The following is a 25,441-nucleotide window of genomic DNA, read 5'->3' on the forward strand; positions in this document are numbered from 1 at the left end:
CACAAGCTTTTTCAATAACTATTTTTAAGGTTTTTTAAACCCCATAACCCAAGCAGCTGAAAAACAAGTTTTTGCAGACTCAAAAAAGGAGGAACAAGATAGTATTTTTTATTGAATATCCCAATTAGGTAAGTCATAATTTACATTAGCCATATCGTTTTAGGCCAACATCCCATCCAATACACCACAGAAGAAAGCTTCAATAAGAGCTATTCCTTATTACCTGCATTGTCTTTCCAGATATTATTAAGGGTGGCATAATCATAATCCAGCACAGATGGCTGCCTCTCCAAACTAAAATCGGCAAAGGCTCGTTGCAGAATATCCTCTATAAGATAGTCTTCATGCACCACATCGGGTTTAAATTCCTCCTTAAGACTTATACTGAACATACTAGCAGTGGTATTGTACCAAAAAGCCCGCCAGCCACTTCGCAGCTCCTTAACCAAGTCGAAGGCAGTGGTGCCTGTTTGTCTATAGATCAACTTCACCAATATCTGCCCTTCACTACGGGTTAGCTTCTTTAACTCCTCGGAAAACTCGTCTTCAATAAATCTTTGGACCTTACGCGTAAACCTTCTTTTGTGCCTATTTTTCTTAATATACACCAAGCTATCGTTCAATTCCACCAATCTTTCGGCGGCCAATTTCGCATAAGGATAAACCTTCATCGTCCTTCTCCGTAGAATATAATAGCGTAACTTATCCTCATAGGAATCAAAACGCAGCTTCCCGAAAACAAATACTTCATTTAAAGCAATGGAGCTTTGCATTACGGAATCCCCCTCCATCATAATATACTGTTGGGAAACGGAGTCCAACGGTTCATCGGGAACCTGTGAAAACCCAAGGAATCCCAATAATCCAATTAACCATATAGCTGTTTTTCTTACCATCGCATCTTTCAACTCAAAAGCCCTGCCAAAATTAATGATAAAGCATGCACCATATTATTAAATAAAAGTGAATATTGTTAAGTTTGCAATTAAACAAATAAGTATATGAGCACAAAGAAGATACTTAATAAGAAGTCTATTGATTTTTTAGAGAAATACCTAAACAATGCTTCTCCGACCGGCTACGAGTGGGAAGGCCAAAAATTATGGATGGATTATATAAGACCCTACGTGGATACTTATATAACCGACACCTATGGGACTGCTGTGGGAGTTATTAACCCAGATGCCAAGTACAAGGTAGTTATTGAAGGACATTCCGATGAAATTTCCTGGTACGTAAACTATATTACGGACAATGGAATGATCTATGTTATACGAAATGGAGGTAGCGACCATCAGATTGCCCCCTCTAAATGGGTGAACATTCACACCAAGAAGGGAATTGTAAAAGGTGTTTTTGGTTGGCCTGCCATCCATACCAGGGACAACTCCAAGGAAGAACCTCCTAAATTAGATAATATATTTATAGATGTTGGTGCCAAGGATAAGGACGAAGTAGAAAAAATGGGAGTTCATGTTGGTTGCGTCATCACCTACCCCGACGAATTCCAGATTTTAAATGAAAATAAGTTTGTTTGTCGCGCTATAGATAACCGTATCGGTGGATTTATGATTGCGGAAGTGGCTAGGCTCTTGCACGAAAACAAAAAAGAATTGCCCTTTGGATTATACATCACCAATTCCGTTCAGGAAGAAATTGGCCTCAAAGGTGCAGAAATGATCACCCACACCATTAAACCCAATGTAGCCATTGTCACCGATGTGACCCACGATACTACAACTCCAATGATCGAGAAAAAGAAACAGGGTCATACGGAGATTGGTGCTGGCCCCGTAATTGCCTATGCACCGGCAGTGCAAAACAAGCTAAGGGAACATATAATTGAAACGGCCGAAGCCAACAATATTCCATTTCAAAGAATGGCTTCCTCCAGACACACAGGAACAGATACGGATGCCTTTGCCTATAGCAATGGCGGTGTGGCCTCTGCCCTTATTTCCTTACCACTTAGATACATGCATACTACTGTAGAAACAGTACATCAAGACGATGTGGAGAATGTGATTCGATTGATCTATGAAACCTTGCTAAACATCAATCCAGACGAAACCTACAGTTATTTTAAATAGGTAGCTGCAATCCAGTCGCAAAAAAGCCGTTTCATAAAATATGAAACGGCTTTTTTTATGATGAAGAAGAAGGTATTTTACCTCCCTCCAATATTACAGTTCTTCTATAAACTGTTCTATACTATCTAAACTATACTCCTTTTGACCGCCTTGAACCATATCCCTAACTACAAATGAATTTGCTTCTAGCTCCTTATCCCCAATCAACACCACATAGGGAACATTGCGGTTATTGGCATATTTCATTTGTTTTTGCATTTTAGCACTTGAAGGGTACAGATCGGCACTTACCCCATTTTTCCTAAGCTGACTCACCAACTTTAGGGAAACCAATGCTTCTTTATCTCCGAAATTAACACAAAGCACCTGTAAAGAATTCTCTATGGTTTCCGGAAACAGCTCCAATTCTTCCAACACCAAATAAATACGATCTAGCCCAAAAGAAATCCCGATTCCGCTCACATCTTTTAAACCAAAGATCCCAGTAAGATCGTCATAGCGACCTCCCCCACCAATAGACCCCATACGCACCCCTTCTGGAGCAGCCACCTCAAAAATGGCTCCGGTATAATAGTTTAGTCCACGTGCTAGGGTTACATCTATATCTAACTTAGCAGATTGCAAGCCCAAATCTCCCAAGGTTTTAACTATAAAGTGGAGTTCTTCTACCCCCTTAGTCCCTATTTCCGAAGAAGCCAAAAGCTCCTTAAGAACAGCGAGTTGCTCCAAGTTGGTGCCATTAAGCGCATATAACGGTGCAGCTTTTTCGATAGCGGTTTCAGAAATACCCTTTTCACGCATTTCTTTGGTAACGCCCTCTATCCCAATTTTATCCAACTTATCCAAGGCCACGGTAAAATCGATCAACTTATCACTCTCACCAATAACCTCGGCAATTCCGGCTAAAACCTTTCTGTTGTTTAGCTTTACGGTCACCCCCGTCAACTTCAACTCCGTAAAAACCGCATCGTACAATTGCACCAACTCCACCTCCTGCAATAAGGAATTGGATCCCACTACATCTGCATCACATTGAAAAAATTCGCGGAATCGCCCCTTTTGCGGCCTATCGGCCCGCCAAACAGGTTGAATCTGATATCTTTTAAAAGGAAAGCTAATCTCATTTTGATGCATTACCACGTAACGAGCAAAGGGCACGGTTAAATCATAGCGCAATGCCTTTTCAGATATTTTCGCAGTAAGCTTATTGGAATCCTTGCTACTAAGCAACTCTCCATCTACCTTCCTTAAATAATCCCCGGAGTTTAATATTTTAAAGATTAGGCGATCTCCTTCTTCCCCGTATTTCCCCATAAGGGTATCCGAGTTTTCAAAAGACGGTGTTTCTATAGGTTGAAATCCGAAGGTTTTAAAATGGTTTTTCACTATATCCATAATATAGTTTCGCTTATTTACTTCGGACGGGGAAAAATCCCGTGTCCCTTTAGCTATGGAAGGTTTTTGTGCCATAATCTGGATTCTAATGTAATTCTATTTATTTACCTGTTTTGTTTTATAAAGATACTGCCCTAACCAATCATCTGATCAAACCATTCATACAGTTCCCCCTTGGTAATAACCGCTCCCTGCTTTATTAGGTTAAACTTATCTAGGTTTTTATCCTCTCCATAAGCTTTGGATGCGGTTAGATACTCAACAAAGTCTGACTGCCAGTTTTTCTTAAACCATGCAAATCCCTCCTTAGTTTTTAAATCAACCTCAGGATTCATCACTTTTACCGATATCAGTTTCATCTCCTTTTCTTCCATGTGGAACAAATGCATATGCTGTGCGGAAATATTCTCCACAAACTGAACTTTAGACAATACCCCTTCCCAAATTAGGTCGCTAAAAACATCCAACTCTTCTTCGGCAACATGGGGCCGCTCCTTTTTTATGGTTTCCCACTCCTCCGCTGTGATGGATTGAGTGGCCAAAAAATTGATAAATTCTTGGTGCAGTTCTTCCAGTTGTTCCTTGGTAAGTCTTGTATATTTCATCGTCATCAATTTTACTCTGGGCATTAATGCTCAATACCTATACTAAATCCCAACTCCCCCCAATAGGCGGAAGTCAATAATTTGCAAAAATAAGAAGGCTGCGCGATTTGCACAGCCTTTTTAGATCTTTAAATGGTAAAATTATTAAACCGGATCTCCTAGAAGAGCCGTTATTCCATTATTTCGGTTAAAATATGTATCGCAATCCTACTTGAGCCTGCCATCTGGATAGCAAACTAGCATCATAGCCATAGGTTTTTATCACCGTATTATCAAAAGTATAAGTAGGTATATTAGTATTGGGATCTACCGTTACCCCAATTGGGCTAATATTGTTGGGTTGCTGAATTACCCCCCAATCGGAATTAATAAGGTTTCCAATATTTAACACATCTACGCTCAACTGAATGGTATTGGTTTTATCGCCTGCCACCTTAAAGTTGTAGTCCTGTAATAATTTCAGGTCCCAGCGCCCTCTCCATGGGGCAAGTGCCCCATAACGTTCCATGTATTCCCCGCGATGATCTTTTAGATAATCATCTTGCTGAATATATGCTTCAAATGCCTCTGCCTGCCCTGGTCCGGAAAACTGCATTTGCCCCACTTCCGAGCTGGTAGGGATATACAACAAGTCGTTGTTTTGGAAAGAGCTATCACCGTTAATATTCCCGGCATAGGTATAATTATACCTTCCTCCCTGTGCATATTCAAAAAAGGTAGAGATGGTGGTTGCCCAAGTATCGCCTCCATATTTAAACTGTTTGGACGCCACCCCAATAAAGCGATGGGTATCTCCATATTTTGAATACCCCAATACATCGTTATTAGCATTTCCTAGGTTGGGGTTAAAATCGAAGGCATCCCCCGTGATTTCTGCCTCTATAGAATTTACATCCTTGGCATTAAGGTAACTATAGGCTAGGCTGGCGTATAGACCGGAAGAGAAGGTTTTTTGCCCCTTCAGCGATACATTCCATATCCTACCCTTGTCCGAATTGGTAAACACATAGGCATTATTCCCTTTATCGGCCGCTGTGTATATAGGCCTGTTATCGCCAGGAGCGTTTAAGGTTCCACTTGGATTTCTAAGCCCCCAATTTTGAACATGAGCAGCATTAATATCCTTGGTATAGGAAACATCCACTGTCCCGATAAAGCCAGACTCGAAACGCTTATCCAACCCCACATTAGTTCTCCAAACCTGTGGGAATTGAAAATCTGGATCCACTAGCTGGAAAAATCCGTCATCGGCACCACTAACCTGGTTTCCCAACCACACAAAGGGCAATCTTCCAGTAAAAACTCCTGTTCCACCACGTAATTGGGTAGATCTATCGTCCATCACATTCCAATTAAATCCAAGACGCGGGGAGATTAACCACTCATTAGTTGGCATAGTAGTAGAGTTTAGAAACACCTCTTCACCCGTATTTGGATTAAAATAAGGAACGGAGGTGTCCCTAGTAGCCCCATTGTCCGTATTTATAAATTTTTGAATTAATCGGGATGTATTAAAATAAAGGGGTTTGTCTGCCCTTATACCATAGGTAAGTTTAAATTTATCCGTTGCATTCCATTCATCCTGTAAATAGAACGCCAATTGACCTACATTGAGTTCGGACAATTTCCATCCTCCATCTTTTCCTACCCCCGCAGCATTGCTACTATTAAATGCATTCTGTGTTGCGGCCAAGTACTTTTCAACCACGCCCCCGGGCTGCGCATTATCCAAAAATTCCTGCACACTCGGATAAGGATTAAACAATCCGTAATAAGGAAAAATTCCGAAATTGAAAGATTCATAATTAATAAGGTTAAAGGAGTTCTTAAACTCAAACTTTTCAAAAGAGAATCCAACGGTATACGTATGGTTTCCTTTAAAGAAGCTCAGGTTATTGGTCAATTGAAATACCTTTTGATCTAGCAAGTTATTAATAGAGAACGGCTCGTGCCCCGCAATAATATAATTGGATCCATTTCCATCTTGTATAGTTATAACGGGTGCGGGTGTGGAAAAAGGATTTCTAAAATCGTCAAATACAGAGTATCCAAGCTGTAATTTATTGGTAGCCTCATCGGAGAGACTGGAGTTAAGCTCTAACTGAATCGAATTTAACTTATTATTGATCTCATAACCCGAATTTTTAAATTGTAGGGTGGCAAAATTAGGTCCACGGGTTGCAATTGCCGTAGGATGGGCCGGCTTCTCCTTAGATGCATCCAAAAAGTTATAGATCAACGCCAAGCGGTTGCTGTCATTTATATTCCAATCTAGCTTAAAAATCCCCTTGGTAGACTGGGCTCCAAAAGTAAAACCTTCATAAGGGCCGGTTTCATATCCTAAATTTGCCAAGGCCGATTGCACCGACATCAAGTCACTTTCACTAACCCTGGATTCGTTCACTGCACCAGACCCCGTATTGGGGATCCAGCCATTGGTCCCCAAGTCGTCCCTCTCATCTTTTTCAAAATTGACAAAAAAGAACAATTTATTCTTAATAATGGGGCCACCAAGACTAAATCCGTATTGATTTTGTTTAAGGCTGGGCTTTACCACATTCTCACCCTTCACCTTGCCGCCTGTTAAATCCTCATTTCTGTAAAAGCCATAGGCTGTACCTTCAAATTCGTTTGTTCCACTTTTGGTTACCGCATTAATAGAAGCACCAGTAAATCCAGATTGGGTAACATCATAGGGAGCAGTCGCCACCTGTATTTGCTCAATGGCATCCAAGGAAATTGGCTGGGCATCTGTTTGTCCACCCGGAGTAGGAGCATCCAAACCAAATGGATTATTAAATATAGCCCCGTCCAAAGAAAAATTATTGTACTGATCATTACGCCCCCCAAAAGAATTACCACTTGCCGTTGGTTCTAGCCGGGTGAAATCTGAGGCGGATCTGGATATGGTAGGCAACCTAGTAAGTTCCCGACTGCCAACGCTGGTTTCGGCCCCCGTCCTGTCACTACCAAAAGTCCCAGTACCCCGATCCGATACCACAATCACCTCCTCTAGTGCCTGACTATCGGCAACTAGGATTACCTCTAGGTTTTGCGTGGTACCTAGCGTTAGAAAAATGTTGCTATCCGTTTGGGTTTTATAACCTAAATAAGAAATGGTTACCTCGTACGGACCCCCCACCCTAAGGTTTAGCAGGTTAAATCTTCCGTCCTCATTAGTTATAGTCCCGTACTTGGTACCTGTGGGGGTATGAATGGCCACAACATTGGCACCAAATAGCGCCTCATTGGAATCGTCCAATACCAACCCTCTAATATTGGAAGTGGTGACCTGGGCAGATAACAATAAGCTACAGCCCACAAAAGCTATGGTCAGTAGCAGTTTACTCTTGGTCAAATGTTTCATAATCAGTTATTTTATAAGTTGGTCCTTATAAAAATAACAAAAAAAAGGCCACATAAAAATGTGGCCTTTAACTAAGTTGTACAAAAGATATTAACCTTTTGCTTCAGCGACTACCTCAAATGGGAAATCTACGATAACCTCTCTGTGCAATCTGATCTGAGCATTGTAAGGTCCTGTTCTTTTAATAACACCACCTTGAATCCCAATATATTTCTTATCAATTGCATGTCCTTCTTTCTCCAAGGCTGCTGCTAGGTCTATGTTAGAAATAGATCCAAATAATTTATCACCAGCTCCGGATTTAGCAGTGATTTTGATGTCCAATTTCTTTAAACTCTCTGCAGTTTTATTGGCTTCATCAACTATTTTCTTCTCCTTGTGAGCTCTTTGTCTTAAGTTTTCCGCTAATACTTTTTTAGCAGAAGGGGTAGCCATGGCTGCCAATCCCTGTGGGATAAGGTAGTTTCTACCGTATCCGTTCTTCACGGTTACCACGTCATCTTTAAAACCTAAGTTCTGTATATCTTCCTTTAATATAAGTTCCATCGTCTTATTATTTTTATTTTAATAAATCGCCAACATAGGGCATTAAAGCTAAATGACGAGCTCTCTTAACGGCTACAGCCACTTTACGCTGATATTTCAAGGAAGTTCCGGTAAGTCTTCTTGGAAGCAATTTACCTTGCTCGTTTACCAACTTCATCAAGAAATCTGGATCTTTATAATCTACATACTTGATTCCGGATTTCTTAAATCTACAATATTTCTTTTGGGTGCTAGTCTCTATATTAAGAGGGGTCAAATATCTAATTTCCCCGTCTTTTTTACCTTTAGCTTGTTGTTCTATTGATGCCATAATCCTTACGCTTTAGCTTTTAACTTTGTTCTTCTTCTCTCTGCCCATGAAACAGCATGTTTGTCTAGTTTAACGGTTAAGAAACGCATAACACGCTCGTCCCTTCTAAACTCCAGTTCAAAAGGCAATAATGCCTCTCCATCTACTGTAAATTCGAACAAATGGTAAAAACCACTCTTCTTCTTTTGGATCGGATAGGCCAATTTCTTTAGCCCCCAGTTTTCTTTGGCTACCATTTTGGCACCTCTGTTAATTAAGAAATCCTCAAATTTCTTAACTGTTTCCTCTACCTGAGTATCAGATAGAACGGGATTTAAAATGAAAACAGTTTCGTAATTGTTCATATTATTAAAATTTTTAAGTGCGCAAAAGTAGTTATTTTTTATTCTATATACAAGAAAATGAATAAATCTTCGTTATAGTTTAGTATCTTGATAATGCAATGCGATAAAACTCAATTGATAACAACTATATTCAATATCATAACCATTTACACAACAAATATAGCAGTATTTACAACTTTTGTTGCAGCACAGCTATTTTTTTATGTACATTGACAATGATTTAACCCCACAAATCAACCAACTATGAAATTAAGATGTATAATTGTGGACGATTCGTCCATGCAACGGATGGCGGTTGCTAAATTGGTCAACAACCATCCCAGTTTAGCATTGGTCGCCGAATACAGCAATGCCATAGAAGCAAAAAACGGCATAAAAAACAATGAAATAGATTTAATCTTCCTGGATGTAGAAATGCCTATTATTACCGGATTTGATTTGTTGGAGTCCTTGGATAATAGCCCTCAGGTGATTCTAATTACCGGAAAACCCGATTATGCGCTCAAGGCATTTGAATACGATGTTACCGACTATTTGCACAAACCCATTTCCTTGTCCCGATTTGATGCAGCCGTAAAAAGGGCTATGGTAAAGTACGAGCAGATTAACAAGGTTATAGAAGACGAAGAACACATTTTTGTAAAGAGCAACCTTAAAAAGCGAAAGGTTATTCTAAATGACATAAAATGGATAGAAGCGTTGGGCGACTATATTAAGCTTGTCACCGATGAGGCTAATATCGTCATTTTATCTACCATGAAATCTTTTGAGAAGCAATTACCGGAAAATAAGTTTCTGCGAATCCACAAGTCTTATATTGTGAATTTGGAGAAAATAGAGAAATTCAACAGTAAAAATGTAGAGGTAAGCGGAAAGCAAATACCGTTGAGCAGGAATAAGAAAACCGAACTTGCACAGGCTCTTAATAATTTTTGATTAAATTATATGTGGTCTACATTATAAATTACCCGCACTCCTCTATAGTAGGAAATGGCATCAAAGGATTTTTGAATTCTCATTATGTTATTTTTTGTTTTCGCGAGAGAATGCTTCTTTTCTATTTTCAATAGTATATTTTTCAGGTACTGATTTCTAATTCTGGCCACCGGAGGATATTCTGGTCCCAACACCATTTCCCCAAAACCGGCCCGCAACGATTTTGCAAACCAGTCTGCAGCCTCGTTTAGTACGTTGTAGTCTTTATGCTTAAAGGTTATCCTGATAATCCGGTTGGCCGGCGGGTATTTAAACTGCTCCCGTTCATAGAGTTGTTCCTTAAACATCTCATCGTAATCATGGGTAGTAACCTGCTGTAAAATTCTATGGTCTGGATCATAGCTCTGAATAAGGACCTTACCCCTTTTTTGGGTACGCCCTGCCCTACCGGCTACTTGGGTGAGCAACTGAAAGCTTCTCTCATGGGCTCTATAATCCGGAAAGTTCAATAAGGTATCTGCCTGCATGATTCCCACTAGGTTCACATTCCTAAAATCCAATCCCTTGGTCAACATCTGCGTACCTACAAGGATATCTATTTCTTGTTGCTCAAAAGCAGTAATGATTTTTTCATAACCAAATTTCCCTTTAGTGGTGTCTAAATCCATACGGCCCACTTTGGCTTCTGGAAACAGAGACTGCAACTCTTTCTCTACCTGTTCGGTTCCAAAACCCTTGGTATCTAAAGTGGTACTGCCACATGCTTGGCAACTGGTTTGTAATGCAATATGGTGACTGCAATAATGACATCGAAGTTGTTTTCGCAATTGGTGGTAGGTTAAGCTAACATCACAATTGGGACATTGTGGGGTATGGCCACAGGTGGTACATTCCAAAATAGGGGCATATCCCCTCCTATTTTGAAAAAGGATCACCTGCTCCCCATTCTCCAAAGTCTCGGCAATTTCCTCCATGAGCCTTTCGGAGAAATGGCCTTTCATTCTCTTTTTCCGGGACTGTTCCTTAATGTTAACCAATTCCATTTCTGGCATAAGGACATTGCCGTAGCGTCTTTTTATCTGGGCATAACCATATTTGGAGGTTTTTACATTATAAAAGCTCTCCACACTTGGGGTAGCGGATCCCAATAGCACCTTGCTTCCATGAAAATTCCCCAAGACAATGGCTGCATCCCTGGCATGATATCGGGGTGCAGGATCGTATTGCTTAAAAGAACTTTCGTGCTCCTCATCTACAATAATAAGTCCCAGGTTTTGAAAAGGAAGGAATATCGCAGAACGTGCCCCGATTATAATCTGTGCTTTTTCTTTCTTTCCTAATACATTATTCCACACCTCTATCCGCTCCTGAACGTTGTATTTGGAATGGTATACAGCTACCTTTTCACCAAAATAAGTCTGTAACCTGGCAATTAATTGGGTGGTAAGTGCAATCTCGGGCAATAAGTACAATGCCTGCTGTCCTGCCTTAATAACCTCCTGGATTAACTTTACATATACCTCGGTTTTCCCAGAAGAAGTAACACCGTGCAATAGGGTAACCTTGCCCATTGCAAAAGATTTTTCAATGTCTTGTAAAGCCTGTTCTTGGTATTCATTAAGGGACTTTAATGCCTCCTGCTGATCCCCGCCCTCAAAAACTATTCGGTCTGTTCTAATAAATTGCTCTTCCAGAATCCCCTTATCAATCAAGGTTTTAATAATACCGGGAGAACAATTGGCAGCTTTGGATAGGTCTGTAACCTTCACCGGTTTTTTGGTCATTGCTTGCAATTGGAACAATGACAGCACCACCTCCCGCTGTTTGTGGGCCCTAGAGAGACTCTGCAGCAATGCCTCTAGTTGTTCTTCAGTGTGGTAATCCTTCCCCAATTGAACATATCGCACCAGTTTTGGCTTGTATTGCTCATAGACTTCTTCCTTTAAAAAAATAATGTCTTTTTCTAGCAGCCTGTTCAGGATTGGGATTACATTCTTCCTTTCTAGGATGTCACTAATTTCGCGCACCCTTAAAATTGATTGGTATTGAAGCGCTTCAAAGACCAAAAACTCCTCATCCTTTAGGTCGCTTTCATCAATTATTGCCTTCTCGTTCCTGTGGATTAGAGTTTCACTCTCAAGCAAAAAGGCGCTGGGGGTTGCGGCGCGAAACACCTCACCAACCGTACACATATAGTATTGTGCCAGCCAATTCCAAAATTGCAGTTGAATTGGGGTTACCAAAGGCTCCTCATCTATAATTTGATCAATTTCCTTGGCCTCATAGACAGTAGGAGCAGTTTGATGGACTGCCATCACCAAGGCGGTATAGATTTTAGATTTCCCAAAGGGAACAGCTACCCGCATCCCTGGTTTTAATAGCTGGGCCTCTGCACTAGAAATCCTATAGGTGAATTCCTTTTCTAGCGGAATGGGCAAAATAACATTGATAAAATACGGTAAACTCATAAATCTCTAACCTTCTGCCCGTAGCCACATCTGGGCTCTAAAATAGCAATAATAGCTTTAGGATTCCCTGTTCTATCGTCTATCGTCTTCCACCTACCAAATACACTCTGTGCATCGGAAGGGATATACATCAACAAACACAATATCCCAACGATCCATTTACTTCTTCTTCCCATCTATCCTAATTTTTTGCGCAAAGAGTTTAATGAGGCATTCAATTCGAACCCCAGCAATAATATATTTGAATTTAACCAAATAAAAACTAACAATATCAGCAGTCCTCCAAGCGCGCCGTACAATTCGTTGTACCTGGCAAATTTCTCTACATACACTCCAAACAAATATGAGGTGAGAATAAAAAGCAGGGTAGTCATCATGGCCCCTGCCGAGAAGAACCTTGCCTGCTTGCCCTCTTTGGTACCAAAATAATACAAGGTAGCCGTAATAAAATAAAAGAGCATTCCCAAAAATACAAACTTGCCATACGGTACCAAAGCAAAATTATCTTCATTCACCTTTAGGGCACTTTCCCCATGTATTATTTCGTATAGTCCCCCAAGAATATAGGCTTCAAAATAAACGTAGATTACCGCCCCCATTAAAAGCAGTACGGATAATAATAGTCCTACGGCCAAGGCAGACACGTATTGCCTAACCATGGTACGGTTGGGACTTTTATGATAAGAGGTTTCGAACCCTCCAAAAATAGCGTTCACGCCATTTCCCATTAAAAATATGGAAGTTATAAAGGCAATTGCCGATGAGAGTACGTCCCCGCGTTCCTGCTCTTTTAGCTGCAGATAGATCTCACTAAAATAGTCGCCGGTTGCGGTTGGAAGAAAAGATTCCAAAAACTCCAGAAACTCAGCGTCAAAATTAGAATTCTCTAGGGCAACATAGGGAATGATAAAGGGAATTAACGTAAATAAGAATATGAGAAGCGGAAACAGTGCCAAAAAAATACTAAATGAAATGGCACTGGCTCGTGTAGACACTGCACCTCGTATAATTCCCAGGATATACATCTCCAATAGATCGTAGGAGGACAAACCTTCAAAACCCGGCAATTTAATTTTCTTTAGCAATCCAATTGCCCAATTAAGAAACGGTATTTTGCTTAATTTTTCCTCAATCTCTTTAGACATCTATATGGCTTTAAGGCTCAGATCCATATTATAAACGGAATGGGTTAGCGCCCCAGAAGATATGTAATCTACCCCACACTGGGCATATTTAGCTATGGTTCCTTCATTGATTCCTCCTGAGGATTCGGTTAAGCAGGCATCTCCAATTAGCGCTACCGCCTTTCTGGTATCTTCCAAGCTAAAGTTATCCAACAATATTCTGTAAACCCCTTGCGAAGCCAATATTTCATTTACCTCATCAAGGTTTCTAGCTTCCACTATAATCTTTAAATCCTTTTTATTTTCCGCTAGATATTCATTGGTCTTTTCAATAGCCTTGGTTATTCCCCCGGCAAAATCGATGTGATTATCTTTTAACATAATCATATCATAAAGGGCAAACCTATGGTTTTCGCCTCCACCAATTTTTACGGCCCACTTTTCTAATGCCCTAATCCCAGGCGTAGTCTTTCTAGTATCTAGAATTTTGGTATTTGTGCCTTTTAACAGACCAGTAAAGTATTTGGTTTTGGTGGCTATTGCACTCATCCTTTGCATGGCATTGAGCACCAAACGTTCTGCCTTAAGAATACTTTGCGAATTTCCAGATACATGAAAAACAACATCCCCATAATTTACCGCAGTTCCATCCTTAATAAGCACTTCCACCTTTAAGTCTTTATCTATGTAGTGAAAGACCTGCTGGGCAAATTCTACCCCGGCGATAATACCCTTATCCTTGACCAGCAACTTTGCTTTACCCTCTGCCGAGGACGGTATACAGGCCAAAGAGCTATGATCTCCGTCACCCACATCTTCCCGTACGGCATTTTTAATAATTAAATCCAATTCGGTCCTAAACTGTTCTTCTGAAATCATGCTAACTTTATTTCCATGCTAAATTAATAAAATGTTTGGGTTGTGCGGAGATTATCCCTGTCAAAGGCAAAGCGTTTCCCCATCTATGAATCCCCATACCTCACAAAAATTGAAACTTATTGCCTGAAAATCATAAGGGCTCAAATTAAATTACCTATCTATTTTTTTATTTTTTTTCATAAAAAACAAAAATTGCAGTTTACTTTTGCCGCATGACCATAAAGTTACTTGTACTGGGAAAAACGGACAGTGCTCCTTTAATCCAATTAATTGAGGAGTACCAAAATAGGATAAAGCATTATGTGCGGTTTGAGTTGGAAATTATCCCGGACATTAAAAACACCAAGAATCTTTCAGAAAAACAACAGAAGGAAAAGGAAGGGGAAGCCATATTAAGTAGGCTGAATCCTTCGGATGTTCTTGTTTTATTGGACGAGAAGGGAAAGCAGTACAGCTCGGTGGCATTTTCCCAATATTTGCAAAAGAAAATGAATTCTGGAATTAAACAGTTAGTTCTGGTCATTGGTGGCCCTTATGGGTTCAGTAATGCGGTTTACCAAAAATCCCAAGGCTTACTTGGTTTATCCAAAATGACCTTCTCCCATCAAATGGTAAGACTATTTGTGGTAGAGCAGATATACAGGGCCTTTACGATCCTGAAAAACCAACCCTACCACCATCAATAGTCTATCTTTTATACCTTACTTTTTTTCTTCAATTTGACGCAGGAGTTCCGATACCGCTGTCCTTAATTGTGCATCTTGCTTTTTAGCTCTTTCATCCGGGGCACTTTTCACCAAGATATCGGGTACCGCGGGTTGAAGTTCCATATCCAGACCGGATTCCTTTATATACCACCCCCTATACGGCATGCGCACACTGGAACCATCTATCAGTCTATGGGATCCGGTGGAAATAACCGCACCAAAGGTCGGTTGCCCCACCAGGGTACCAATACCCAGGGCTTTGTAAGCATGCGAGAATATCTCGGCATTGGAATAACTACGCTCATTACAGAGGGCAATGGAAGGCTTGGTCCAAGCCGCCAATGGCAGTCGCTCGCTGTAGGGATAAGAGTCTACAAATTTCCCATGATCTTTTCCAAGGTCGTCTGTGGCACCCCTAGGAACTGTATACGCATGCTGCCTTACGGTTAATACAGCCATCAAATAATCCGTGGTCCATCCACCACCATTATAGCGAACATCAATTACAATACCTTCCTTCCCTTGTCCGGCAGCGGTCAACTCTCTTTCAAACTCCTCAAAACTGGTCCAGTTCATTCCTTGTATATGGATATATCCCAGCCTTCCTTCAGAATACGCTTCTGTAAGCCTTCTACGCTCTTTAACCCAAGCTTTATAATTGGCCCTTCTGTTAGACGAAACTGGCCTAATAACCACTTCCCTACTAGCACCCTTGCTGTTTTTTACGTTGAGATAGATCTTTTCGTTAACGGTATTGTTGAGCAAACTGTAGAAGTTGGTGGTTGGCGTTAATTTTTTACCATTAACCCCTGTTATGATATCCCCCACATAGAGGGTACTTAGTTGCTTCTGAGCTGGCATGGTTACCGTTGTAGAGACCACCTCTACACTTCCGTCCTTTAAGGGAGTTATGTCTACCCCCAATTGCCCAGTACTTTGGCGCTGCAAGGAGGTTCTAATCTCACCGCCCCTCATACCCATATGGCTGGCATTTATCTGTCCTAACATCCAATTAAAAACGAACTGGAAATCGGCCCTAGTAGATGCCTTTAAGGCCAAGGGTTTATATTGAGCCTTTAAAAGGTCCCAGTCTTGCCCATTAAATTGTGGATTGTAAAATCCGTCGTTTATTGCCCTCCAAGCATCCTCAAAAATTTGATTCCCCTCTTCCTCATAATGGATATCCATGGTAGCGGAAAAGGCGATTCTCTCTATAGCATCCTTTTTTAAGTTGATCCGATTAGGTTTTCCAGATCTGATATAGTATAGAAACTCTTTTTTACTTCCAAAAGTTACGCTTCTCGGATTGGCGTCCCCTTGGGTCAATGCCTTTTTATCTTCTCCATCCCACTGTATCTTATAAAGATCTGCGTAGTTTTTTATATTGGTTCTGGTACCATTGCCCGTGGTGTAATAAAAGGTTTTTCCGTCTGAAGATATTCCTTGTAGAAATTCGCCCCCACTATAACGGGTTACTTGTACCTGCCGCTCATAGATCCCATCCAAGTCAATGGTAATAGGAGCAACCTCCTTGTTTCCATTTTCTTTCTTGGAATCATTTTTAGCGGACACTGCTTTTTTATCTGCTTCCAAAGCTGCCAATTCTTTCCAATCTTCCGGAGTTCGCTCCCAGTCCTTTTTTTGAAGCCACACAAACCAGACGTCATAATCACTGTTATTCCTATTGGAGGTAAACCCTATTTTAGAACCATCATCACTCCAGATAGGATTAATATCCGCTTTGGGGTGCATAGAGATATTGGTAGCGGAAGACCTGCCATCTACCTTTTGTATAAAAATATCGGAGTTAAACTCTAGATCCTTTAAACTATAGGCCAACCACTTATTATCTGGGGACCAAGCTATTCCCGATGGCAAGGACCAACCATTGTTATTTAGGGTAACCGCTTCGGATAGCTGGCCATTCTCAGAAATCTTGGACACATACAAAGACCCCCTGCCTAAGGTATAGGCAAGCGATTTCTTATCTGGCGACAACACCGGATTACCTACTTCGCTCTCAAAAAAGCTAAGCTGCTCTATCTTATGCTTCAAAGAATGAAACAAATCCTTTTGTTGGGCATCGGAAGACGTAATTTTGTAGAAATTCTGTACGCCATTTCTATCCGAAGTAAAGATGATAGTCTCCTCGTTCAGCCAAAATGCATTAGCATCTTTATAGGGAGATTGCGTTAGGTTTACCGTTCTGGTCTCTTCTTTATCGTTTCGGGTCAAGAATAGCTCTCCCCTTACTGTTAAAATACTATACCTACCACTTGGAGAGGGAATTACCTGTTGGATACCATCTGTATAGGTTTTAGTAACAACGGGATCGAAACGGAAATCCGAATTTAACTCAAGTTGTACCAAACTAGACTCCTTGGAATCCACATCCACTAAAAACAACTTGTCCATCTGGGATAAAATGATGGTTTTCCCACCATTACCCAATTGGAAGGAGAAAATACCGAAATCGGCAAATTCGGTTATAGGCTCCATATCCAAAAGACCACCCTCTTCAGAAATACGAGCCATATGCACATTGTACTTCCCTGTCATGGACGATTGGAAGAATAGTTTATTGTCATTGCCCCAGATTGGCGAAAAATCATTGCCCTGAAAAGTAGTGATTTGGTGGTAGCTATCCGTTTCCAAATTGTATACCCATACATCCCTATTGGCACTGCCCCTATAGGCTTCCCTTGCAATACGGCAACTTCCCCTTGTAAATGCCAACAACCTCCCATCTGGAGAAAGCGTAGCATCGAACCCTAAACTGTTCAGTAATCTTTTTGGGGTACCCCCTTCCAGAGCCACTTCAAATATTTCGGGCTCCGACTCTACTTGGGCGAAATCCCTTTTAGATCCAAATAAGACCTTATTCTGGGAAGTCACATCCGTTAAAACATCGGATGCCGAAGCATAGGTGAGTCGCTTTGGAAGCCCTCCATTATAGGGAATCACAAATATGTCGTTACTCCCAAACCGATCGCTTTGAAAGACAATTTTTGAGCCATCATGAGTAAAGAAGGGGTTAGAATCATAGCCTTCGTGGATGGTTATACGTTTGGGATTGGAGCCATCTATATTGGCGGTCCAAATATCTCCTTGATATACAAACGCCAGCAAATCCCCTTTTGGACTTAAGTTTGGATTATGCACCAAATGATGTTGCGCATAGGCCATAAAGGAAAATGGCAGTAGTAGAATTGCCAAAAACTGCAAATAATAAGCAGTACGTTTGGTTAAAAAAACAGGTACATTCTTCATAAAATGAAAATTAAACAGAAATATTAAAAATTTAGAAAATAACATTTTTTACCTCCCCGATGGCAGGGCTATATAAAGGTTCTATCGCTAATATTAATATTGAACTCTATACATAAAAAACCTTTCCTTTTAACCAAGGAAAGGTTTTTACAGTTAAATCAAATAAATAGCCACTAGCTTAAATAGGATTTTGTTCTATCAAAGGATTGGCATCGATCTCATCTTGAGGGATGGCCCAAATCCATCTTTTATCATCCGGAGCAACTTCCAGTACCCCATTGGTGGTAGATTTTTTATGATTAGATCCAGTTCTATCCAAGGGAAGGTTCAATCGCTTTAGATCTAACCAACGGAATCCTTCTCCCCAAAGTTCTATACGTCTATGATCCATAATCTCATCAATTAAAGCCTGACCTGTATTAGTTGATAAGGTGTAATCGTCATCTCGGGTAGAGATTAAATCGAACAATACCTGTGCTGCCAGACCGTACTTCCCATCCCTAGCCAAGGCTTCGGCTTCTATTAAGTACATTTCGGCTGCCCGCATCATAGGAACATCCATTCGGCTATCCGAAGTACTTACCGTTAAAAACTTCTGGTTGGTATAGGGATATCTTTTGGCATTCCCTACAATGTTTACCCCAGAAGGCAGGTTTAAATGCTCACCAGTAGGATCCCACAAGGTTTTACGCACATCGGTATCGGATATTTTATCGTACAATAGGTTGCTTATAGATCTAGGGTTAGACCTAATAGAGGAAGAACTGTAATTTCTAGAAATATAAGCTCCCAGATTTCCAAAATAGTTGGTTTGATCTTCTACAATATGGCTTGCCCACATAAATTCGCTATTGGCATCAAGGTTATCCCTAAAGCCCTGCTTATAGGTTTCCTGATCCATTAAGGGGTACCCATTCCTAGCTTCCTGGGCAAATTGCGCAGCTAGCCCCCAATTTCCTTGAGTCAGTGCCACCCTCGCTTTTAATCCCTTTGCCACCGCTGCATTTAAGTGCGATTTATTGGGGCGCTCGTAACCTTCTAGTAAGGAAATAGCGTCATCAATATCTTTGTTGATTTGAGTATACACCTCTTCTACAGTAGATCGCTTAATAGGATCTATAGAGTTGTCTAATTTAATGGGGACTCCCAATTGCGAATTGCCACCCCCTTTTTTATATGCTGCAGCCCAGGTTTGTACCAACTGATAATGACCGTAAGCCCTGTACAAAAGGGACTGACCTTTAATTATGTCCTTTTCTGCTTGTTCTCCTTCGGCATCGTCTATACTATTGATAAGCACGTTGGCGTTGGCAATAAATTTATAAAACATCCCCCAATGACTAGTGTTATAGGAATTGGTTGGGGACGAGTTTAAATTCCACCTATAGGCGGTAGTCCATGTACTCGCATTAAAAACATGGTCTTCCCCCATTTCGTCCATATGCATACCAAAGTGACCTGCACCACCTCTTCCCTGGCTACCGTAACGAATATACATAGACCTATGAATACCGTTTAATGCCGCCATGGCCGTACCGGTAGTGGTAGAAACAGTTCCAGAAGAAACCTGATCTGTTGGGAACGTATCCAAGAAATCTTTCTCACAAGCTGTAAAGAATGGGAGTACAGCTAATATCGCGATAATTATATATTTTGATCTTTTCATCTTCTTACTATTAAAATTTTAATTTTAACCCTAGGGATACCACTCTGGAAGGCGTGTACACATTTGAGGTTGTACCGCTAAAATTCTGCTGAACGTTTAAGCCCTTCCTGGCGTTTATGGAAAACACATTCTCTGCATTTACAAAAAACTGCGCCGATGCCACATCTAATCTTTCTATCAGGTCTTGGGGTAGATTATAGGACAAACTTGCTTGTCTTAAGTTTAAATAGGAAGAATCTACCAACCATCTATCAGAAGTAGCATTAAAATCGGAGGTATTTCTAGGGTCCATTCTAGGCACATCGGTAATGTCCCCCGGCTTCTGCCAACGTTTTAAAATATCTACACTTAGCGCACTTCCGTAAGATCCAGAACTCATAACTCCCTGGTAGTTGTAATCTATACTTTCCCCACCCAATTGATATGTAAAGAGGAAGCCTAGGTTAAATCCTTTGTAGGAGAAAGAATTGGAAATAGCTCCTGTAAGATCTGGAATAGCCGTACCCGCATAATGATATTCTGCATTCCCTTGCTTAGTAGTCAGCGTGTTACCATCTATCACCCTTATGTCGTCACCATCGCTCTCTATAGCCTCTTCGTTGGCATAATACAAAGCAACCCCATCTGCAGGATCTACCCCGTACCAATTTCTAAGCCAGTAATCATAAATGGAACGCCCTACCATTAGCTTCTTAGAGCCGTTGATTATTTCATCTTGAGGCAGTCTAGTAAACCTATTTTCCAAGGTGGCCATATTAAATCCGAAGTCCCACTGAAAGTTCTCATTGCGTACCACATCAAAATTAAGGCTAAGCTCTATTCCCCTATTGTACATAGCACCAATGTTCCTGGTTATATCCGACACCCCACTGGAAAGCGGTAAGGGTACATTAAACAACAAGTTATCAGACTCCTTATTATAGTACTCTACTACCCCGCTTATTCTATTGAAAAGTCGGAACTCCAAAGCCACATCATAGCTTACGCTTGTTTCCCAGAACAGGTCCTTATTTTCCAAAGAGGCCTGCAAAACACCTGCTTCACTTTGGTTGTTATAACCTAGGTCGTACAGCCCTTGATAGGCGTAATAACCAATACCGGAGTTATTTCCTATTTCCCCATAGGACCCCCTTAGTTTTAACATATCTATCCAAGTTTGGTCTCGGAAAAGCTTTTCCCTATCCAAACGCCAAGCAGTACCAAACGACCAGAATTCTCCCCAACGGGTATCCTTGTAGAATTTGGAGCTACCGTCTTGCCTATAGGAACCACTTAAAAAATACTTTCCGTCATAGTTATAGTTCACACTACCAAAATAACTCTCATCTGCTTGGGAATCTTCATAGGAGTTTAACCTTAAAGTGGTAACAAAATTACTCAGTTCCGAGTTGCCATCGGCAATTACCCCTTGTCTAGACCCATTAAAATTATTGTATCTCATTCGCAGGGATTCGTGCCCCAACAAACCTCTTAGGTTGTGATCTCCAAAGCTTTTGGAGTAATTTAAAAGCTGGTTAAAGCCCACTGTAGTCCTTCTAGTGTAGGTTCTACCAGATCTACCCGCCGTAGCACCGTCACCTACAAACCTATTTTCAAAATCGGTATTGTAAAAATGACGTTGGTCCATACTGACATTGGTCCTAAAGCTCAGATCTTTCAATAGTTGAATATCTACATAGGTCTTTGCACTTAGGGAGGTAATTTCATCAATATCGTCGTTCAAGTCGATTTCAGCCAGTACGTGTCGGCCATTACTTGCACCACTGGGACGAATAACATCCAAGTCGTACATTCTTTTTCCATTTTCATCCAAAACATAGCCGCCATCAGGGGTATGCTGGTAAATATTATAAATTGGACCAATATTTCTAGTAAAACGAATTGGGTTTACAAAGGAGCTAGACTGGGAGGAAGTGGCCTGCGCCTGATTTCCATAGGAAGAGCTAACCCCTAGGTTCAATCCCGTCTTTAACCAACTGTTGGCTTTATAATTAACATTGGCACGACCCGACAATCTAGAAAAATCGGATTTTCTAATGTATCCGTCTTCCGTTAGGTATCCTAGGGAAACGTAGTAATCCATGGATTCTGAACCCCCGGTATAGCTCATATCATAGTTTTGACGATAGCCAACCCTTACTAACTCATCTTCCCAATCTAAATCGTCATAAATAAGTCGTGCATTGGGGTTTATTTTACCATTAGTCCCCACTATTTCATCGTTGGCAACATTATAGGGGTTGCTCAACAATTCACCATAGATATTTTGGGAAGCAAAGCTATTGGCAGCGGCTACATCTGCCTCACTGTCCAATCCAGGAATAGCCTCGGTATTTCTAAGGGCTTCCCACATAATTTCGTAATACTGATTAGGCTTTAACCTATCGTATTCTGGAATAGAACGGTTAACAACGCTATTGGAGACATTAAAAGAAAACTGTCCTTTTCTATTTTTTCCACTCTTAGTGGTTACCATAACCACCCCATTGGCCGCTTTGTTACCGTATAGAGCGGTAGAAGAAGCATCCTTTAAGATAGTAATACTTTCAATGTCATTTGGGTTGATGGAGTTGATAAAACCGTTAAAGGGAATTCCATCTACCACATATAGCGGAGCACTGGAAGCAGAAAAAGATCCAATTCCTCTAATCCGAATTTCCTGACCAGAACCTGGCTGACCACTTGATGCAGTTACGGCAACTCCAGCCGATGATCCTTCAATAGCCCCGGAAAGGTTGGTTATTGACCGCTTTTCCAAAGCGTCTGCATTAATTTGTGTGGCAGCACCCGTATAATCTGCCTTTTTAGCGGTACCATAGGCAACTACAATCACCTCGTCTAATTCACTGGAGCTTTCACTAAGCGTAATATTTATGGTTTTATTCTGACCAACCTTAACATTTCTGGTTTCCATCCCGATATAAGAAAAAACCAAAACGTCCCCTTCTTCGGCAACAATCTGATAATTTCCATCAAAATCGGTTTGTGTCCCTCTGGTAGTCCCTTTAATAACTATGGACACCCCTGGCAATGGAAGCTGCCCTTCATCCGTTACCACCCCTTTTACAGGAGTTTGCTGTGTAGCTTCGGCTATAATAGAAGTAATCTCCGAATCCGTAGCTACTCTAGACTGCTCTCTACGTGCCTGTTGCTCAAACTCCTTTAATAGTTCCTTTATGGAGGCGTTGTTTTTTTGAAACAACACAATTTGATTTTTAAACATCTTGTAATCCAAATCCATGTTAGACAAAAGACTGGCTAGCACATTGTTAATTTCTTGCCGTTTAACATCAATGCTGGTTTTTCTAGCAACATTTACCAAACTGTTGTTGTAGAAAAAATGATAGCCGCTTTTTTGCTCAATTTTATCGAGGATGTTCTTAAGCTCTGTAACCTCGGTTTTTAAGGTAATGGTCTGAGCGTGAACGTCATTAGCAACTAACTTTGCCAGACTAGTAATTAATAAAACTAGATAGATTTTCATAATTCTTAGAAACTGTTTTCTAAGCGAAAACCTTATTGGTCCGCTTTTTTTCATAACTTAGAAGTGTTTAAATGTTAGTCAATGGTTTAATTGATTAATAAAATGGACAAAAGGGGGTGCTGCTACACCCTCTTTTTATCGTTACTTTTTCTCTTTATAATCGAGAATAATCTTTTGGTTTACTTCTTTATATTGAATTGGAGAAGACATTACCAAAAGCTGTAATGCTTCTTTCATTGTTAGATTATCAAAGGTTCCCGTATATTCATATTTTAAAAGTTTTGGTGAGTTGATTTTTATTTTCACGTCGTACTTACGTTCCAGGTCCAACACAACCTGCTCCATGGGAGTGCTTTTAAAAATGAGACTTCCCTTTTGCCATGCCACCGCATCTTCCAACACCACTTTTTCTACATCCATCTTCTTATTTTCCTTGCTGAAGATGGCCTTTTGGGACGGGGCTAATAGAAGGGGTTCCTCAGCTTCTCGCAAAACCTCTACCTTACCGCTAATTAAGGTTGTTTCGGTCTGAGTGTCGTTTAAGTACGACTTAACATTAAAGGTGGTGCCCAACACCTTGATGTCAAAATCTTGGGTACTTACAACAAATGGCTTTATAGAATCGTGCGTAATATTGAAATACCCTTCCCCAATAAATGAAACCGATCTTTTAGCGCCCTTAAAGATTGCGGGGTATTCTATTTGACTGTCCATATTTAAGAGCACCGTGCTACCATCGGGCAACACCACTTCCTTTTGCTCCTTGCCCTTATTGTGGACCAGCATCATCTCGGAATTACTTGGACCTCCCTTATCTCCTAACTTGCCCGGCTGGTAAAGGTGTAAAAGCAATCCAAAAAGAACAACCACTGAAGCAGCAGCGGCGTATTTTGCAAGTTGAACCCTCTTTTTAGCCAACTGTTTTCTTTTAAACTTATCGTAGACTCCAGCTACCACCCCATCTTGCCCCTGTCGCAATTCCTCGGCAACCAGTTCTGCTTTTAAGGCACTAAACTGGGCCAGGTTATCGGGATTTTCCCTGAGCCATCGCAAAACCTGCTTGTCTTCTTCGTGGGAAGTTTGTTTTCTTATATATCTGTATAGTAGCTGTTTCATTGGTAAACTGCGTCTTATACATATAAAGACGAAGGAAATGACAGTACCCCCCACCCAAGTATCATTTTTTTTTAAATAGCTAATATTTTTGGTGGCCATTGACGCTCCAATGAAGGTTTCATTATGCCTAATGCCTTAAAACATTTCTTTAGGAATCGGTAGTAGTAGTAGTAGTAGTAGTAGTAGTAGTAGTAGCAGTAAGACCTGTTAGTGTGAACTAAAATGATGCTGAGGCCAAGATTGCCACAACTGAAAATTGAAAGTATGCCTAGTTTATAAAAACAGGTGCATAAACTCTTGTAAATGCAAGCGCATGTGTTTTAGGGCCTTACCAATTTGATTTTCCACAGTCTTTACGCTAATCTCCAGTTCCTCAGAAATATCCCTATGGGAGAGTCCGTCCACTCTACTTTTTACAAAAACATTTCTGCGTTTTTCAGGTAAGAGCGCAATAGCTTTTCTAATCTGTTGCTCTAACTCGTCCTTTAATAAACTGGAAGCCCCTTTGTTGGAGAGCGCCTGGTAATTGATCCAGTGCTCAATTTGTTCACTTCTCCCGTGTTGGTCCAAGTGCCTACTTTTTTTCCTTAGATGATCTAGACAGCGGTTCTTTACGGTTACAAAAAGATACCCACTTAGGTTGGTCAATACCACGCCATCCTTTCTTTTTTCCCAAAGCGTTAAAAATGCATCCAGGACAATTTCCTCGGCATCTTCCTCCCCACTCACATAACTCTTGGCAATGTGCAGCAATCTCTTGTAGTACAAGTCAAATATTTCTTCGAACTGTATGCTTCGGGAGGCATCTAAATCCATATAGGCATCAATTTGTACGCTCGGCACTACAAGCTTTTACCACTTGCGCATATTGCCAAACATAAATAAAAAAAAACAACTAAGGAAATGTTAAAAGGAAATCTTTGATAATAGCAAGTCTAAGAATTCATTGTACTGAATGCCTATTCTAGGGTGTGGTCTACAACTATTTTGCCCCTACCACAATCGCCATCCAAACGTCCATAATTGGAATTATACAGCAGCATCCTACTTGGAAATCTCCTTAGGGAGAACCCATCCATTTCCGTAACTTCAATGAAAAAGGAACATTTGGATTTGGTAAATATTGGTAATCTT

Annotated in this window: 19 protein-coding genes; 3 read left to right on the forward strand and 16 right to left on the reverse strand. The window is 40.7% G+C overall.

Features of this window, described 5'->3' with window-relative positions; translation table 11 throughout:
• Window positions 1–209: 209 nt before the first annotated feature.
• Entirely contained in the window at window positions 210–896 is a 687-nt protein-coding gene (locus tag BV214_RS11970) for a DUF4294 domain-containing protein (RefSeq protein WP_086477747.1), read from the reverse strand.
• Window positions 897–1,001: 105 nt separating this feature from the next.
• Here BV214_RS11970 and BV214_RS11975 point away from each other — a divergent pair, with 105 nt between their 5' ends.
• Window positions 1,002–2,090: a M42 family metallopeptidase gene (locus tag BV214_RS11975; protein WP_086477748.1), complete on the forward strand. Its 1,089-nt coding sequence runs from the start codon at window positions 1,002–1,004 to the stop codon at window positions 2,088–2,090.
• 93 nt (window positions 2,091–2,183) lie between these two features.
• Here BV214_RS11975 and hisS read toward each other — a convergent pair whose 3' ends face one another.
• From hisS to rpsF, 6 genes are all read right to left on the reverse strand, one after another.
• Entirely contained in the window at window positions 2,184–3,560 is a 1,377-nt protein-coding gene (hisS, locus tag BV214_RS11980; protein WP_176328507.1) for a histidine--tRNA ligase, read from the reverse strand.
• A 59-nt stretch (window positions 3,561–3,619) separates the two neighbouring features.
• A complete protein-coding gene (locus BV214_RS11985) occupies window positions 3,620–4,090 on the reverse strand; it encodes a DUF6495 family protein (protein WP_086477750.1) in 471 nt (156 codons plus the stop codon).
• Window positions 4,091–4,277: 187 nt separating this feature from the next.
• Window positions 4,278–7,457, reverse strand: coding sequence for a TonB-dependent receptor (locus tag BV214_RS11990; protein WP_086477751.1), 3,180 nt, complete (start codon window positions 7,455–7,457; stop codon window positions 4,278–4,280).
• A gap of 90 nt (window positions 7,458–7,547) precedes the next feature.
• A complete protein-coding gene (gene rplI / locus BV214_RS11995; protein WP_086477752.1) occupies window positions 7,548–8,003 on the reverse strand; it encodes a 50S ribosomal protein L9 in 456 nt (151 codons plus the stop codon).
• A gap of 13 nt (window positions 8,004–8,016) precedes the next feature.
• Window positions 8,017–8,316 (reverse strand): 30S ribosomal protein S18, encoded by a 300-nt coding sequence (rpsR, locus tag BV214_RS12000; RefSeq protein ID WP_176328511.1) that lies wholly within the window; start codon window positions 8,314–8,316, stop codon window positions 8,017–8,019.
• Between the two features lie 2 nt (window positions 8,317–8,318).
• Window positions 8,319–8,657 (reverse strand): 30S ribosomal protein S6, encoded by a 339-nt coding sequence (gene rpsF, locus BV214_RS12005; RefSeq protein ID WP_086477753.1) that lies wholly within the window; start codon window positions 8,655–8,657, stop codon window positions 8,319–8,321.
• Window positions 8,658–8,900: 243 nt separating this feature from the next.
• On the opposite strand from rpsF, the gene BV214_RS12010 reads away from it, so the two are divergent.
• On the forward strand, window positions 8,901–9,593 hold the full coding sequence (locus tag BV214_RS12010) for a LytR/AlgR family response regulator transcription factor (RefSeq protein WP_086477754.1): 693 nt from the start codon (window positions 8,901–8,903) through the stop codon (window positions 9,591–9,593).
• A gap of 5 nt (window positions 9,594–9,598) precedes the next feature.
• Here the strand turns inward: BV214_RS12010 and priA are convergent, their stop codons facing one another.
• The 4 genes from priA to nadC are packed head-to-tail and all read right to left on the reverse strand — an operon-like array spanning window position 9,599 to window position 14,064.
• On the reverse strand, window positions 9,599–12,061 hold the full coding sequence (gene priA / locus BV214_RS12015; protein ID WP_086477755.1) for a replication restart helicase PriA: 2,463 nt from the start codon (window positions 12,059–12,061) through the stop codon (window positions 9,599–9,601).
• A complete protein-coding gene (locus BV214_RS12020; protein WP_086477756.1) occupies window positions 12,058–12,237 on the reverse strand; it encodes a hypothetical protein in 180 nt (59 codons plus the stop codon). The genes priA and BV214_RS12020 overlap by 4 nt, the downstream gene beginning before the upstream one ends.
• Complete coding sequence (locus BV214_RS12025) at window positions 12,238–13,206, reverse strand: YihY/virulence factor BrkB family protein (protein ID WP_086477757.1); 969 nt, start codon at window positions 13,204–13,206, stop codon at window positions 12,238–12,240.
• The gene (gene nadC / locus BV214_RS12030; protein ID WP_086477758.1) at window positions 13,207–14,064 is read right to left on the reverse strand and encodes a carboxylating nicotinate-nucleotide diphosphorylase; all 858 of its coding nucleotides are present in this window, start codon (window positions 14,062–14,064) and stop codon (window positions 13,207–13,209) included.
• Window positions 14,065–14,276: 212 nt separating this feature from the next.
• Here nadC and rlmH point away from each other — a divergent pair, with 212 nt between their 5' ends.
• On the forward strand, window positions 14,277–14,750 hold the full coding sequence (gene rlmH / locus BV214_RS12035; RefSeq protein WP_086477759.1) for a 23S rRNA (pseudouridine(1915)-N(3))-methyltransferase RlmH: 474 nt from the start codon (window positions 14,277–14,279) through the stop codon (window positions 14,748–14,750).
• Between the two features lie 15 nt (window positions 14,751–14,765).
• Here the strand turns inward: rlmH and BV214_RS12040 are convergent, their stop codons facing one another.
• The 5 genes from BV214_RS12040 to BV214_RS12060 form a co-directional block, all read right to left on the reverse strand.
• On the reverse strand, window positions 14,766–18,041 hold the full coding sequence (locus tag BV214_RS12040) for a S41 family peptidase (protein ID WP_217868736.1): 3,276 nt from the start codon (window positions 18,039–18,041) through the stop codon (window positions 14,766–14,768).
• Window positions 18,042–18,219: 178 nt separating this feature from the next.
• Window positions 18,220–19,707: a RagB/SusD family nutrient uptake outer membrane protein gene (locus tag BV214_RS12045; protein WP_086477760.1), complete on the reverse strand. Its 1,488-nt coding sequence runs from the start codon at window positions 19,705–19,707 to the stop codon at window positions 18,220–18,222.
• 10 nt (window positions 19,708–19,717) lie between these two features.
• Window positions 19,718–23,191, reverse strand: coding sequence for a TonB-dependent receptor (locus tag BV214_RS12050; protein ID WP_176328508.1), 3,474 nt, complete (start codon window positions 23,189–23,191; stop codon window positions 19,718–19,720).
• 141 nt (window positions 23,192–23,332) lie between these two features.
• Entirely contained in the window at window positions 23,333–24,307 is a 975-nt protein-coding gene (locus tag BV214_RS12055) for a FecR family protein (protein ID WP_150451992.1), read from the reverse strand.
• Window positions 24,308–24,580: 273 nt separating this feature from the next.
• A complete protein-coding gene (locus BV214_RS12060) occupies window positions 24,581–25,123 on the reverse strand; it encodes an RNA polymerase sigma-70 factor (protein ID WP_086477763.1) in 543 nt (180 codons plus the stop codon).
• Window positions 25,124–25,441 lie beyond the last annotated feature (318 nt).

Origin of the sequence: Arenibacter amylolyticus, from assembly GCF_002150785.1 — a bacterium.
Lineage (GTDB): Bacteria > Bacteroidota > Bacteroidia > Flavobacteriales > Flavobacteriaceae > Arenibacter > Arenibacter amylolyticus.

What these genes read in the sequence shown, in the direction of transcription:
- BV214_RS11970 (WP_086477747.1), bottom strand. Translation starts at nt 896, where the DNA reads ATGGTAAGAAAAACAGCTATATGGTTAATTGGATTATTGGGATTCCTT.
- BV214_RS11975 (WP_086477748.1), top strand. Translation starts at nt 1,002, where the DNA reads ATGAGCACAAAGAAGATACTTAATAAGAAGTCTATTGATTTTTTAGAG.
- hisS (WP_176328507.1), bottom strand. Translation starts at nt 3,560, where the DNA reads ATGGCACAAAAACCTTCCATAGCTAAAGGGACACGGGATTTTTCCCCG.
- BV214_RS11985 (WP_086477750.1), bottom strand. Translation starts at nt 4,090, where the DNA reads ATGAAATATACAAGACTTACCAAGGAACAACTGGAAGAACTGCACCAA.
- BV214_RS11990 (WP_086477751.1), bottom strand. Translation starts at nt 7,457, where the DNA reads ATGAAACATTTGACCAAGAGTAAACTGCTACTGACCATAGCTTTTGTG.
- rplI (WP_086477752.1), bottom strand. Translation starts at nt 8,003, where the DNA reads ATGGAACTTATATTAAAGGAAGATATACAGAACTTAGGTTTTAAAGAT.
- rpsF (WP_086477753.1), bottom strand. Translation starts at nt 8,657, where the DNA reads ATGAACAATTACGAAACTGTTTTCATTTTAAATCCCGTTCTATCTGAT.
- BV214_RS12010 (WP_086477754.1), top strand. Translation starts at nt 8,901, where the DNA reads ATGAAATTAAGATGTATAATTGTGGACGATTCGTCCATGCAACGGATG.
- priA (WP_086477755.1), bottom strand. Translation starts at nt 12,061, where the DNA reads ATGAGTTTACCGTATTTTATCAATGTTATTTTGCCCATTCCGCTAGAA.
- BV214_RS12020 (WP_086477756.1), bottom strand. Translation starts at nt 12,237, where the DNA reads ATGGGAAGAAGAAGTAAATGGATCGTTGGGATATTGTGTTTGTTGATG.
- BV214_RS12025 (WP_086477757.1), bottom strand. Translation starts at nt 13,206, where the DNA reads ATGTCTAAAGAGATTGAGGAAAAATTAAGCAAAATACCGTTTCTTAAT.
- nadC (WP_086477758.1), bottom strand. Translation starts at nt 14,064, where the DNA reads ATGATTTCAGAAGAACAGTTTAGGACCGAATTGGATTTAATTATTAAA.
- rlmH (WP_086477759.1), top strand. Translation starts at nt 14,277, where the DNA reads ATGACCATAAAGTTACTTGTACTGGGAAAAACGGACAGTGCTCCTTTA.
- BV214_RS12040 (WP_217868736.1), bottom strand. Translation starts at nt 18,041, where the DNA reads ATGAAGAATGTACCTGTTTTTTTAACCAAACGTACTGCTTATTATTTG.
- BV214_RS12045 (WP_086477760.1), bottom strand. Translation starts at nt 19,707, where the DNA reads ATGAAAAGATCAAAATATATAATTATCGCGATATTAGCTGTACTCCCA.
- BV214_RS12050 (WP_176328508.1), bottom strand. Translation starts at nt 23,191, where the DNA reads ATGAAAATCTATCTAGTTTTATTAATTACTAGTCTGGCAAAGTTAGTT.
- BV214_RS12055 (WP_150451992.1), bottom strand. Translation starts at nt 24,307, where the DNA reads ATGAAACAGCTACTATACAGATATATAAGAAAACAAACTTCCCACGAA.
- BV214_RS12060 (WP_086477763.1), bottom strand. Translation starts at nt 25,123, where the DNA reads ATGGATTTAGATGCCTCCCGAAGCATACAGTTCGAAGAAATATTTGAC.